The organism is Moraxella ovis (assembly GCF_900453105.1).
GTDB classification, from domain to species: Bacteria; Pseudomonadota; Gammaproteobacteria; order Pseudomonadales; family Moraxellaceae; genus Moraxella; species Moraxella ovis.
The window spans coordinates 371,434-384,643 of record NZ_UGPW01000001.1; the positions used below are offsets into that span (position 1 = coordinate 371,434).

Consider the following 13,210-nt stretch of genomic DNA (forward strand, 5'->3'; position numbering starts at 1 on the left):
ATTTAAAATCACAAAGTAGCCGCCATGCCCCAATATGTCCAAAAACTACTGTCACTCAACCTACCATCAGCGCGCACGACGCTACTGGTCAGTCTAGGATTGTTATTAACGCTGTCCTTGTTGATGATTGCTTCAGCTTCCATTCCTTTTGCGCTTGCCAAAGATCTGTATCCGATGCGATTCTTTTGGTCGCAGCTTTTGTATATCGGTCTTGGTGTGGCGGCGGCTTATGTGGTGTATAATCTGCCTTTGCGGATTTATTGTAAGTTTAGCAATGTTTTGGCGCTTTGGCTTGGGGTGGTGGCGCTCCTGATATTGACGGCAATATTTGCGGTGCCGATCAACGGCTCTAAGCGCTGGCTGAACATTGCCGGCTTTAGTCTGCAGTCGGCAGAACTTGCCAAGATGGTGATGGTCATGGTGGCGGCTGAATACGTGGTTCGGCGTTCGGCGGACATGCGAGGCAGCCTATGGGGTGGCTGGCGACTTCTTTTGTGGTATTTACCCATTGTGACTTTATTGGTTCTGCAGCCAGACTTTGGTTCGACAGCGGTGATTGTGGCGACATTATTGGTAATTGCCTTTATTAGTGGTGCTCCATTAAGGGATTATGCGTTTATCACGACAGTTATTGGTGTAACGATGGCTGTTGGAATGGCTTTTGCAGACTATCGACGTGAGCGATTGATGTCTTTTTGGGATCCGTTTGATGACATTCAGGATACTGATTATCAGTTGTCTAGAAGTTTGATTGCCTTTGGTCGAGGTGAATTTAGCGGTGTGGGCTATGGCGACAGTGTTCAGAAGTTATCGCATCTACCCGAGGCGCATACGGACTTTATCTTAGCGATTACCGGTGAGGAATTGGGCTTTATTGGTGTGTCATTCGTACTGTTGCTAGGAGCGCTCATGGTCGCTGCAATCATGCACATCAGTTATGTCACCTTGAAGCGCCGTCAGTTGCGTCTAAGCTATATGGTGTTTGGATTCGCTACAGTAATTTTTGGTCAGATTTTTATTAATGCCGGCATGAACATGGGCATTCTACCAACGAAGGGCTTGACGCTACCGTTTTATAGTTTTGGTGGTTCGGCACTGCTTGTGAACATGATGATGATTGGCTTTATTCTTAAAGTTGATAAAGAGAGCGAAGGCATCGACCGTATGGGGTTAAGCCGTAATTTCTAAGATTTGTGGATTAAAAGTAAAAAGTCAGCCAAAGCGCTGGCTTTTTTATTGGTTGTCTGATGCGATACCAAGGCTGTTTTGGTGCATGAGTGGTGCGTTATTCCAGTGTTTGATGGCAAATGTTAGGATGTCGTCGACGGTGCCGTCCTGCATGTCGTCAGCGATGGGTTGTCTTAATAAACGCAGCGCATGAATAAGTAATTCGCTTGGGTATTCATTTTTGATGGGCTTGGCAAGGTTTTGCTTGGATAGCTTTTGACCGTCATTATTGTGTAGTAGTGGCAGATGATAAAAATAATCGGCATGCGGCAGTTGGCAGGCTTTATTGATGAATAGCTGTGCGGCTGTCATCGGCATGATGTCAAGCCCACGCATGATGTGGCTGATGTTCTGTAGCCCGTCATCAATGGCGCAGGCAAGGATGTAATTAATCATGCCATTTTGGCGTTTGATAACGACATCGCCAAGACTCTTGGCAGGATTATCCCAAATAACCCCTTGGATACCATCATAAAAAGCCGTCGCCACGTCAGGCAGGCATAGGCGAATCTTACTGTCAGGATGCTGGCCGTCATGCGACTGATGCAGGCATAAGCGCGGATAGATGGGAGGAGCATTAAGATCTTGGGTTTGGTTTGGGTTTTGTAGGGTGTGGCTTAGGGTAATGGGCGGTGTTGCCTTATTGGGATGTGTGCGAAAATATTCACTAAGCTGCTTTCTTGAACATTGGCACGCATAGCTGATGGCTGATAGATGGTCGTTGATGAACTCATCATAGATGGGCTGTCTGTGCGACTGATAGATAATCTCGCCATCCCAATGCAAGCCCAGTCGGGTTAGATCGTCCAGTATTGAGTGACTGTATGCTTGTTTACAGCGTTCAAAATCAACATCTTCGATGCGCAATAGCCACTGCCCGCCCAACGCCTTAATATGACAAAAGCTCGCCACAGCAGTCGTGAGCGAGCCTAAGTGTAAGTGTCCCGTCGATGATGGTGCGAACCGTCCGATGATGGGGCGTTTGGAGTCTGACACACCTTATCCTAGGTTTTGCTTTTCTTTCATTTCTGATAAGGTTTTGCAGTCGATGCACTGCGTGGCGGTCGGTCTTGCCTCTAGGCGTTTTAGTCCGATTTCGGTGCCACAGGTCTTGCAGTAACCATAATCGCCCGTGTCGATCTCAGCGATGGATTTGTCGATTTTGCGAGTCAGCTTGCGCTCACGGTCTCGAGTGCGTAGGGCGAGCGCGAACTCTTCTTCTTGAGTGGCGCGGTCGTTGATGTCTGCCATCGCGCTCGTTTCTTCGTTGATGTAATCTTTGGTGCGCTCAGCTTCAGACATTAGTTCGCCTTTCCATGCCAACAAGAGCGAACGAAAGTGCTCAAGCTGCTTGTCTGACATGTATTCTTCGTCTTTGGCAGGCTCATAGGGGGCGAAAGTTTTGTTGTTCATGCGCTGATTTATCCTTCAAAATGCGCCTTAAGCGACTTGGTGAATGGCGATGTGAATAGCGCAAATACACCGCCACAAAAAATGCCATAGCGTTGGAAATCATCCAACCAAAAAGTATCCTCTAAGCAAAACTAAAAAATGACCAATTTAAGCTATTGCAATTCCATAAGACCCCATAGTTTGCCAAAACATTGCAAGAATTACAAGTGTTTCTTGTGGGATTGGTGCGTTATTTATTAATTACGCCTTAAAATTCGCGCCTAATTTTGCACTCTTTTGACTAAAGTTGCTAGTTTTTCTTTGTTATAAATGTGTATCAGGCGCAAACCCTCAGGTACGTCATCTAGCTTAAAGTCACCATAATGCGGTAAAAACTGCCGACTGGTGGCAGGGCAGGTGTATAGTGTGGCAGGGTATGGTGTCGGTATGGGCAGCTCATGAGCTTGATGTACATGACCGCATAAGATTGCTTTTGTATTAGGGTGAGGCGTGAGAGCCTGCCAAAAATCATCATGGTTCTGAAGGATGTGACCATCTATCCAAGCCGAGCCTACAGGCAGTGGATGATGATGCATGGCGATGATGGTGGGCAAATCATTAGCCAGATGTGATCTTAGAAAGTGCAGTTTGTCATCATCTAGATGACCGTAAATTTGACCATTAACCGCAGAATTTACCGATAGGATTTGCCAGCAGGCATCAGACAGTTCAATAACAAGGCGGTGTGTGTCCACTAGCCTAGCATCCGCCTGTATGGGTAGAAATTGGCGTTCGTGAAATGGCAAATCATGCCCAATCTCATGCGTTATGTCATGATTGCCTGCCAAGCAAACAAAAGGAATGTTAATCTTTTGCAGCTCATCAAATAACCAATCGTAAAGATGGGTATCGCCATCATTCACCAAGTCGCCTGTCAGGAGTAATAAATCAGGCTTATGCTCTAAGGCAAGCTTGAGTACCGCCAAAAATTTATCGGTGTAAATAGGTTTGTGCGCAGATAAATGCAAATCGCTGATCTGAGCGATGGTGAAAGTATCTAAGTGATGGCGAATGTGCATGATGGTTAGGCTTGAGCTTTGGTGAGCTTATGAGTGATATAAATGACAAAAAACACCGCTGCCAAGGTCAGCACGATGGCAAGCCCGGTCTGCACATCAAGATAAACACTACCCCAAATCCCTGCCGTCACCCCAAACTGAGCTAGGACAAGCGCGATGATGACCATTTGGCGTGGCGAGGCAGCCAGCAGGCGTGCACTCAGAGCGGGCAAAATCAGCAGTCCGCTAATGAGCAGACTGCCGACCGCTTGCAAGGCAATAGCACAAAAACCTGCCAGTAGCCCCATAAAGAAGACCTGCTGCTGTATTGGGCTGATGCCAGCGATGCGTGCCAAAGGTTCTGACGTGGCAAGCTTCACCTGCTTGCCCCAGATCCACATTAAAAATGCACCGCCCATCGCTACTAATAAAGCTAAGCGCGGTAGGTCTGCCCAGTTCACATCAAGCAGATTGCCGAATAAGAACCCAAGGACGTTCGCCTGCTGCTGTGTCAGTTGGGTTAAGGTTAATAATCCCAAGCACAACAGCATGGCCGCCATGACGGACAACGTGGCGTCATTAGGTAGGCGTTTATCATTCATAAAGACAAGCGCTGCCACGACAAGCATGCTCACCAAGATGATACCAATGTCAGCAGGTAAGCTAAGCCATGCAGCAATCGCCACGCCAAGCAATGCCCCGTGCGCCAGTGTATCGGCAAAAAAAGCCATCCGTCGCCACAGCACTAAACAGCCAAGCGGTGCAGATAATAAAGCCAATAATGCGCCTGCAATCCAAGCAGGTGCGATGATGGGAAGCCAGTCGGTCATGCTCGGTTATCCGTGATGCTCGCAGCTGTCATTGTGATGACAGTGATCATGATGGTGAATGTAGGGTTGGTAATGCCCAAACAGTCTGGTGAATTCAGGTGCGATGGCAATCTGACTGGGTTCACCCTGACAGCAGATGTGTTTATTTAGGCAGATGACACGCCGAGAGCCTTTCATGACCCAGTGCAGATCGTGAGACACCACCAGCATCGTACAAGCTAGAAAATCAGGCAGTTCATCAATAAAGTGATAAAGCCAGCTTTCTGTCTCAGGATCAAGCCCTTGCATCGGCTCATCTAAGATGAGCAGGTCAGGCTTATCCAGTAGTGCGCGCGCCATGAGTACGCGCTGAGTCTCACCGCCTGACAGATGGCTCATTTGTTTATGGATGAGTGGCTTGATAGATAGCTTATCAAGTACGAAGGTCTTTTGATCGCAGGTAAGCCGCTTTGGATTGGCTTGAAACAGCAGGTCTTGTACGCGGAGCGGTAGAATCTCAGGCACGCTAAAGCGCTGAGGTACATAGCTCAGCGCAAGCGCTTGACTGTCTATACTTCCAGAAGTGGGCTTTAACAGACCCAATATCAGCTTGACAAGCGTTGATTTGCCCGCACCATTTGGACCGATGAGGCTGACCATCTCGCCTGGATACAAATCAAGAGAGATGTCGTGTAACAAGGTGGCATCACCAACTTTATAACCGATGTCCGTCAGGCTTAATAAAGGTTCAGCCTTGGCAGTCACGGCAGATGCCTTTTAGTTCGATGACGGTGTTTTCGACGTTGAATCTGGCGTCATTCTGTGCAAAGTCCATGATGTTATCGACTGACAAGTTACTGCACTCTTCAACGCTGTTACAAGATTTACAAATCAAAAAAGCCGCCGCATGCTTAGAGCGCGGATGACAACAGGGCACATAAGCATTCAATGAGCTAAGCTGATGAATGAGCCCTTCGTTCAACAAAAATTCCAAAGAGCGATAAATCGTCGGCGGTGCGATGTTCTTGCTGGCGGCGTCGGTATTTTGGCGGCTAAGCTGTAATGCGCTGATCAGATCATAAGCGCCAAGCGGCTTATCCGATTCTAAAATAAGAGCATAGACTTCTTCGCGCAGTGGTGTAAAGCGAACCCCTTGTGCTTCGCAATGCGCCTTGGCTTCTTTGATGCATTCTTCGATATCGTGATGATGGACATTATGATGATGGTCGCATGAGTAGTGATGGGTGTGTGCAGTAGTCATAATGGGATCTTTTGGCTGTATTGTTCGTGTTATGATCATGGCTATAGGGAAATTGGCGCTGTTTTTGAATGAAAATCACCAATAAAGCATTTATTTTAAAGGTTATTATACCTTATAATGTAACTGCTGCCCATAGACAAAGTTTTTCAATCTGTTGAAAAATTGTCAATAATTTGGCGACAAAATCACCAATTAATGTTATATTATAACTAATTTTAAACTAAGCCAGCCATCGCTAAGCTAAGTTTCTACGACCTATTTTTAAGAATTTAAAGTTATCACAAAAGGGTGTTTCATGTCATTTAAGTCAATCATTAAGAATATTGCAAAAACCACCATTGCCGTGTCTTTATTGGCGGCAGGCACTGCTCATGCAGGTATGGTCAGTGTGAGCAATTACCCATTGGCACTACTTTCTAATGCAGTCACCAAAGACGCTGCACCTGCCAAGGTTCTACTTAATGCTGGTGATGTGGGACATCATGGCGAGCTTAGCCCAAGCGCCAAAAAACTGGTTGTGGATAGCGATTATGTTGTGTGGTTTGGTGGGGCGCTTGAGCAGAATTTGGTAAATACGCTGTCTGATGCGCCGAATGCAATTTCGCTGTTTGATTTTAATGCTTTTGAGCGTCTACCGCTTCGCAATATTGATGGTACTATCCAACCCGACAGTTTCGATGCGCATATCTGGCTGGAGCCCGAGAATGCCAAAGCCATCGTGCGTGCGTTGGCCGTGGTGCATTCGCATGCCAATCCTGAGCATAAAGAAAAATATGCGCAGAATGCTGCGGACTTCCAAGCACGCATGGACGATGCCGTCGCCAAAGTAAATCTAAGCGCCAAGTCATTGCCTTATTGGGCATATCATGACGCTTTTCAGTATCTAGAGCGTAGCGCCAACCTTCAATTTGCTGGTGCACTGACGCCTGATCATCACTTATCACCTAAGGCAAGCCAAATCCGTCTGCTCTCCCAGTCACGCCCACAGGCTGGCATGTGCATCGCTTCGCAAGGCAGGGTATCAGATGGCATTGTCAATAAATTGGGTAATGTGGGAACTGTTGTCCGTCAAGAGGATATGAGCGATGGCACGGATTTTATCGATGCGTGGCAAGAGTTGGCACTGGCCATTCGTGACTGTGCGTCAAGCAATGCCAAACAATAAAAAATTGGATTTAATTTCAGAAAATGGCTAAACGGTTGATTTTACGTTTGTATTTTTATCAAAAATAATAATAATTTTTCGCAAAATTAGCCGTTTACCCCCTTGTTAGTATTCAAAAAAGTTTTTATAATACAGACGTTTACGCACACAATATTTTTAATTTTATTTGGTGTGCGTTTATTTTATTTATTGGGCATTGGTATGCCAAAATAACTCAAAAAAGTTGATTGACATGAGCCGTCCAGCATCACGCACGCAAAAGAAACAAATCTACACCGCGCAAGCTCGCCAAATATGGCCAGTACTCCTTTTGACAGGGCTTGGCGTGATTTATGACATGACTCAGGGTGCAGGCTTCATTGCTACGAAGAGCATTTGTCTTGGTGCATTATTACACTTTTTAGCTCAAAGTGTGTTTACTTTTGTTGCTTATCGTGCCGAGGGTGCAAGAGCAAGACAGCAAATCATGCTGAATATGTACTTGGGTCAGATGCTTAAGTGGCTCATCAGCTTATTGGGATTTGCATTGATTTTTATTTATCAGCAGCCAATAACAGCGGCGTTGGTAATTATTGGTTATTTTATCATGCAGCTTTATCACATTATTAGCATGTGGCGATTGCGCTAACGATTAAAATAAAAGACGATTTCTACCAAATTGATATATACACCAAAATATGTATTTTTTTGAAAAAATTCATTCGGGTGTAAAATTTCGGTAAGAAAAGTCATATTTTCCCTTTACATATAGCCCCGACTGAAGTAAGATACTCAGTTAGCTATGAATGTAAATTTTTGATGCGATTGTTAAGAGTCGTTTATAGGTTTGATTGATTTTTGCTAAGTTTGATTGCAGCAGGGATAAGACCATCAGACCTTGGCTTTATAATGGTGTCATAAATTCATAAGACAAGTGAGGTAAGCTAATTTTAGTTGCCTTTTGATGTTTATCATGGATTTTCAGTTCTGATTAGGTGTTTATCACCAAATCTTTTGTTTGACTTAAGATAAGAAGCTTATTATGGCAGCCGAACAGACATCTTCAGATTATATTGCTCACCACTTAACCAACTGGACGTTCGGACATCATCCAGAGCATGGTTGGAAAGTGGCTCATGATGCCGCTGAAGCCGCAGAAATGGGTTTTAAAGCCATTCACTTGGACTCAATGCTGTGGTCTATCGGATTGGGCATCTTTTTTTGTGCGCTGTTTTGGGTAGTAGCTCGTAAAGTAACTTCTGGTGTACCGACCAAGCTACAAGCCTTCGTTGAGATGATTGTTGACTTCATTGATAACAGCGTTCGCGAATCTTATAAAGGTCCTTCAAAGCTCATCGCGCCATTGTCTTTGACGATTTTCGTCTGGATTTTCTTGATGAACTTGATGGATTTGATTCCAGTAGACTGGATTCCTTACGCCGCCCAAGTTGTTGGTTCTAATGTATTTGGCTTAGATCCACACCATGTTTACTTCAAGATTGTACCTAGTACCGATCCAAACATTACGCTTGGCATGGCATTAGGTGTGTTCTTACTAATCATTGGTTTTGGTCTAAAATACAAAGGCATCGGTGGGTTTATCGCTGAATTTACACTACATCCATTCAGCGCAAAAAATCCAATTTTACAAGCGATCCTTATCCCAATTAACTTGGTACTTGAAATCGTAACTTTGCTTGCAAAACCGATTTCATTGGGTCTGCGTTTATTCGGTAACATGTATGCCGGTGAACTCATCTTTATTCTGATTGCACTTATGTATATGGCAGACAGCTTCTTTATCAAGGGCTTAGCTGTACCATTACACCTAGCGTGGGCAATCTTCCATATTTTGGTTATTACTCTTCAGGCGTTCGTGTTTATGATGTTGACAATTGTTTATCTATCGCTCATCTCACAAACAGCAGAACATTAATTTGAAACCCTTTAAACTTTAACCCTTCATATAGGTCATTAAGGAGACATCATGGATCCAGTTATCGTACAGTACACTCTAATTGCAGTGGCTATTCTAATCGGTCTTGGCGCACTAGCTACCGGTATCGGTTTTGCTCTACTAGGTGGTAAATTCCTAGAAAGTACAGCTCGTCAACCAGAACTAGGCTCACAACTTCAAACTCGTATGTTTATTGTGGCAGGTCTTCTGGATGCTATCCCAATGATTGGTGTTGGTATCGCAATGCTACTATTGTTCGCAAACCCATTCGCATAAGCTGAAACCGTCAGTTTAACGCCCATTTCTAGTCGCGGAGTTGTTCTACGATGACGCGATCTAGAATTGGCTATCACCTGACTTTCACTAACAACGAGGTGATTGGATGAACATTAATGCTACATTACTTGGTCAGTTAGTTGCTTTTGCGATTTTCGTGTGGTTTTGCATGAAATTCGTATGGCCGCCACTGATCGGCGCTATCAATGAGCGTCAACGCAAAATTGAGGAAGGCCTTAGCGCCGCCGAGAAAGCCAAAGAAGATTTGGCTTCTGCTGAACAGCAGGTAGAACAAGAATTTGCCGCCGCAAAAACTGAAGCCGCTTCTATCATTGAACGTGCGAATAAAACCGCTAATCAAATGATTGAAGATGCTAAAGCTCAAGCTCGTGTAGAGGGTGAGCGTATCATTGCCCAAGCTCATGCAACTGTTGAGCAAGAAGCTGCTCAAACTCGTGAACAACTTCGTTCTCAAGTTGCTCAATTGGCAGTTTTAGGCGCAGAAAAGATTTTGCAAAGCAAAGTCAATGAACAAGAACACGCTAACATGCTAGACCAGTTGGCGGCTAAGCTGTAATTAGAGGAAATCATGGCTGAACTATCCACCTTAGCAAGACCCTATGCCAAAGCGGCATTTGACTATGCTAAAGAGCAAAATGTAATCAATAACTGGGAAAATTTCCTATTGATTGCAAGCAGTATTGTGCGTGATGAGTCATTTTCTTCATTACTAAGCAATCCAGCCATTTCTGCAGAGCAAAAGACTGCCGTCTTGATTGATATCTATGGCTCACAAACGGCAGATCAACCTTCTGACGCATTGGTTAATTTTACCAAGCAGCTATCAGAACATGACAGACTGGCTTTATTGCCTGAGATTCATACTCATTACAGCAAACTAAAATCACAAGAGCTAAAACAGGTTGACGCTTACGTTACTTCAGCCTATCCATTAACCGAAGCCCAGCGTGAAACATTGCAAGCGCGTCTTGCAATCTCCACAGGTTCGATCGTCATTCTGCATGAAGCAGTAGATCCAGAGCTTTTGGGTGGCGCAACGATTAAAGTGGGCGATAAGTTTACCGATGGCTCAGTGCGTGGTAAGTTAAAACAATTAAAGACTCAACTGACTGCGTAAGCATGAAGTTGGCATTTTAAAGGAAACAAGGCAATGCAACAATTGAATCCAGCCGAAATCAGCAACCTGATTAAGCAGCGTATTCAAGACCTTGACGTAGGCGCAACTGCAAAAACTGAAGGCGTTATCGTCAGTGTTTCTGATGGTATTGTGCAGATTCACGGTCTAGAAGAGGCTATGTATGGTGAGATGATCGAGTTTGAGGGCAATGTTTATGGCATGGCACTTAACCTTGAGCAAGACTCAGTGGGCGCGGTTGTCCTAGGCGACTACCTAAGCCTACAGGAAGGTCAAAAAGCTTATTGTACAGGTCGTATTTTGGAAGTTCCAGTAGGTCCTGAACTACTAGGTCGTGTCGTTGATGCGCTAGGCAATCCAATTGACGGTAAAGGTCCTATCAACGCCAAATTGACTGACAAAGTCGAAAAAATTGCCCCTGGTGTTATCGCACGTCAATCAGTAGATGAGCCAGTTATGACTGGTTATAAAGCTGTTGATACGATGATTCCTATTGGTCGTGGTCAGCGTGAGCTTATCATCGGTGACCGACAAACAGGTAAAACTGCATTGGCAATCGACGCCATCATCGCTCAAAAAGACTCTGGCATTAAGTGTGTGTACGTAGCAATCGGTCAAAAACGTTCGACCATCGCTAACGTAGTACGTAAGCTAGAAGAAACTGGTGCATTGGCATACACAACTGTTGTTGTTGCTTCAGCATCAGAGCCTGCAGCACTACAATACATCGCGCCTTACTCAGGCTGCACCATGGGTGAATACTTCCGTGACCGTGGTGAAGATGCATTGATCGTGTATGATGATCTGTCTAAGCAAGCAGTTGCTTATCGTCAAATCTCACTACTACTACGTCGTCCACCAGGACGTGAAGCATACCCAGGTGACGTATTCTATCTACATTCACGTCTTCTAGAGCGCGCATCGCGCGTTAACGCTGACTATGTAGAAGCGTTCACTAATGGTGAAGTGAAAGGTAAGACAGGTTCACTAACTGCACTACCAATCATTGAAACACAAGCTGGTGACGTATCAGCATTCGTACCTACCAACGTAATTTCTATTACTGACGGTCAGATTTTCCTTGAGTCTAACCTATTTAACTCAGGTATCCGTCCTGCAGTGAACGCTGGTATCTCAGTATCGCGTGTTGGTGGTGCTGCGCAAACCAAAATCATCAAGAAGCTATCAGGTGGTATCCGTACCGCACTAGCACAGTATCGTGAATTGGCAGCATTTGCTCAGTTTGCATCTGACCTTGATGATGCTACCAAGCAACAGCTTGAGCACGGTGAGCGTGTAACCGAACTAATGAAGCAAAAACAATATGCCCCAATGTCAATCGCTGACCAAGCGGCTGTTATCTACGCTTCTAACGAAGGTTACTTGGCTGATGTACCTGTTGAGAAGATTGGTGCATTTGAAGAAGCACTTCTACGCAACCTACGCGCAGATCACGCTTCATTGATGACTGAAATTGACCAAACTGCTAACTATAATGATGACATTGAAGGTCGTCTAAAAGCAGCTATTGAGTCATTTAAAGCATCAAGTAGCTACTAAGCGACATGAATGGTGTGTCAATCATTGGCACACCAAACCCTATTTAAGATAGTCCAGTATTGGAACAACTATGGCAAGCTTAAAAGAAATACGTGCAAAAGTAACCAGCATTAAAAGCACTCAAAAGATTACGCGTGCAATGCAAATGGTGGCTGCCAGTAAAATGCGCCGAGCTCAAGAGCGCATGGAAATGGGTCGTCCTTATGCCGAAAGTATGTCCCGAGTGATTACGCATTTGGTACAAGCACAATCGGATTATAAGCACCCATACATGGTGAGCCGTCCTGTCAATCGTGTGGGCTTTATTGTTGTTACTTCAGATCGTGGCTTGGCGGGTGGTCTAAACATTAACTTGTTTAAAAATCTACTAAAGTCGGTCAAACAATACCAAGATCAATCTGTTGAGATTGAATTTGCTGTTATCGGTTCTAAGGGCGTAAGCTTCTTTAAGAATTTCGGTGGCAAAGTAAGCTCAGTATTAACAGGCTACGGCGATAGCCCTAGCTATGAACAGCTAAGCACGCCGGTACAAGTGATGCTAGATGATTATAGCGAAGGTCGCTTGGATCGAATCTATTTAGTTTATAACAAATTTATCAACGCCATGACGCAAAAACCTTCTGTGACACAGCTTGTGCCATTACCAGAAGGTACATTTGCTGATGATGAAATGAGTGTGTCGCACAGCTGGGATTATATCTATGAACCAGATACTAAGACCCTCATTGATAGCCTTATGGTGCGTTATATTGAGTCTATCGTTTATCAAGCCGTGCTTGAAAACATTGCCTCAGAGCAATCAGCGCGTATGGTGGCGATGAAAGCTGCGACGGATAACGCTGGCAACTTAATTAAAGATTTACAGTTGGTTTATAACAAGCTGCGTCAAGCGGCGATTACCCGAGAGATTTCGGAAATCGTTGGCGGTGCGGCGGCTGTCTCTTAATATGGAGTTCTTATGAATAATTATATGCGTGTTGTATTGGCATCATTGGTTGCGGCAGCTTTGGTAACAGGTTGTGTATCAACGGGTAACGTAGCAATGAAAGAGCAAAGCCAGCAGAGCATTGAGCAAGCGATTATTAAAGGCAAGACTACTAAACAAGATGTTACCAGTACCTTTGGTTCTGCTGATAATGTTTCATTTACCGACAGCGGTAATGAAATTTGGACATATCGTCATTCAAAATCAAAGCCAATGGCAAGAAATTTTATTCCTTACAATTTTTTCTCGTTAGGTGAGAACATTCAGACTAAAGAGCTTGTTATCCTGTTTGATAGTCGTGGAGTGGTTTCTAATTACACCTTTAGAGAGACTGCTAACCAGTCAAAAATGGGTATTGCAGAATAACTTATATTTAGGAGAACGC

At 44.6% G+C, this 13,210-nt stretch carries 16 protein-coding genes; 10 read left to right on the forward strand and 6 right to left on the reverse strand.

All coding sequences use genetic code 11. The features are described from left to right. Positions 1 to 24 precede the first annotated feature (24 nt). Positions 25 to 1,188, forward strand: a complete 1,164-nt coding sequence (locus DYD54_RS01890) for an FtsW/RodA/SpoVE family cell cycle protein (protein ID WP_063513534.1) — start codon at positions 25 to 27, stop codon at positions 1,186 to 1,188. A gap of 45 nt (positions 1,189 to 1,233) precedes the next feature. Here DYD54_RS01890 and gluQRS read toward each other — a convergent pair whose 3' ends face one another. The 6 genes from gluQRS to DYD54_RS01920 form a co-directional block, all read right to left on the reverse strand. After that, positions 1,234 to 2,223 (reverse strand): tRNA glutamyl-Q(34) synthetase GluQRS, encoded by a 990-nt coding sequence (gene gluQRS / locus DYD54_RS01895; protein ID WP_063513535.1) that lies wholly within the window; start codon positions 2,221 to 2,223, stop codon positions 1,234 to 1,236. A 3-nt stretch (positions 2,224 to 2,226) separates the two neighbouring features. After that, positions 2,227 to 2,640 (reverse strand): RNA polymerase-binding protein DksA, encoded by a 414-nt coding sequence (gene dksA / locus DYD54_RS01900; RefSeq protein WP_063513536.1) that lies wholly within the window; start codon positions 2,638 to 2,640, stop codon positions 2,227 to 2,229. A 260-nt stretch (positions 2,641 to 2,900) separates the two neighbouring features. Then, on the reverse strand, positions 2,901 to 3,698 hold the full coding sequence (locus DYD54_RS01905; protein ID WP_084260559.1) for a metallophosphoesterase: 798 nt from the start codon (positions 3,696 to 3,698) through the stop codon (positions 2,901 to 2,903). Between the two features lie 5 nt (positions 3,699 to 3,703). Beyond that, positions 3,704 to 4,507, reverse strand: a complete 804-nt coding sequence (locus DYD54_RS01910) for a metal ABC transporter permease (protein WP_063513538.1) — start codon at positions 4,505 to 4,507, stop codon at positions 3,704 to 3,706. Between the two features lie 6 nt (positions 4,508 to 4,513). After that, positions 4,514 to 5,251 (reverse strand): metal ABC transporter ATP-binding protein, encoded by a 738-nt coding sequence (locus DYD54_RS01915; protein WP_063513539.1) that lies wholly within the window; start codon positions 5,249 to 5,251, stop codon positions 4,514 to 4,516. Beyond that, positions 5,235 to 5,747: a Fur family transcriptional regulator gene (locus DYD54_RS01920; protein WP_063513540.1), complete on the reverse strand. Its 513-nt coding sequence runs from the start codon at positions 5,745 to 5,747 to the stop codon at positions 5,235 to 5,237. Before DYD54_RS01920 ends, DYD54_RS01915 begins: the two co-directional genes overlap by 17 nt. 295 nt (positions 5,748 to 6,042) lie before the next feature. Between DYD54_RS01920 and DYD54_RS01925 the strand changes: the two genes are divergently transcribed. From DYD54_RS01925 to DYD54_RS01965, 9 genes are all read left to right on the forward strand, one after another. Further along, positions 6,043 to 6,912, forward strand: coding sequence for a metal ABC transporter substrate-binding protein (locus tag DYD54_RS01925; RefSeq protein WP_063513541.1), 870 nt, complete (start codon positions 6,043 to 6,045; stop codon positions 6,910 to 6,912). 232 nt (positions 6,913 to 7,144) lie between these two features. Beyond that, positions 7,145 to 7,540, forward strand: a complete 396-nt coding sequence (locus DYD54_RS01930; RefSeq protein WP_063513542.1) for an ATP synthase subunit I — start codon at positions 7,145 to 7,147, stop codon at positions 7,538 to 7,540. 393 nt (positions 7,541 to 7,933) lie between these two features. Further along, entirely contained in the window at positions 7,934 to 8,827 is an 894-nt protein-coding gene (atpB, locus tag DYD54_RS01935) for a F0F1 ATP synthase subunit A (RefSeq protein WP_063513543.1), read from the forward strand. A 51-nt stretch (positions 8,828 to 8,878) separates the two neighbouring features. Next, positions 8,879 to 9,124: a F0F1 ATP synthase subunit C gene (atpE, locus tag DYD54_RS01940; RefSeq protein ID WP_036365843.1), complete on the forward strand. Its 246-nt coding sequence runs from the start codon at positions 8,879 to 8,881 to the stop codon at positions 9,122 to 9,124. Positions 9,125 to 9,230: 106 nt separating this feature from the next. Then, positions 9,231 to 9,701, forward strand: coding sequence for a F0F1 ATP synthase subunit B (locus DYD54_RS01945; RefSeq protein ID WP_036365845.1), 471 nt, complete (start codon positions 9,231 to 9,233; stop codon positions 9,699 to 9,701). A gap of 12 nt (positions 9,702 to 9,713) precedes the next feature. Then, a complete protein-coding gene (locus DYD54_RS01950) occupies positions 9,714 to 10,262 on the forward strand; it encodes a F0F1 ATP synthase subunit delta (protein ID WP_046697816.1) in 549 nt (182 codons plus the stop codon). Between the two features lie 33 nt (positions 10,263 to 10,295). Next, positions 10,296 to 11,840: a F0F1 ATP synthase subunit alpha gene (gene atpA, locus DYD54_RS01955; RefSeq protein ID WP_036365850.1), complete on the forward strand. Its 1,545-nt coding sequence runs from the start codon at positions 10,296 to 10,298 to the stop codon at positions 11,838 to 11,840. A 70-nt stretch (positions 11,841 to 11,910) separates the two neighbouring features. After that, positions 11,911 to 12,786, forward strand: coding sequence for a F0F1 ATP synthase subunit gamma (atpG, locus tag DYD54_RS01960; RefSeq protein ID WP_063513544.1), 876 nt, complete (start codon positions 11,911 to 11,913; stop codon positions 12,784 to 12,786). Positions 12,787 to 12,798: 12 nt separating this feature from the next. After that, on the forward strand, positions 12,799 to 13,191 hold the full coding sequence (locus DYD54_RS01965) for an SEN1984 family lipoprotein (protein ID WP_084260560.1): 393 nt from the start codon (positions 12,799 to 12,801) through the stop codon (positions 13,189 to 13,191). The last annotated feature ends 19 nt before the right edge of the window (positions 13,192 to 13,210 follow it).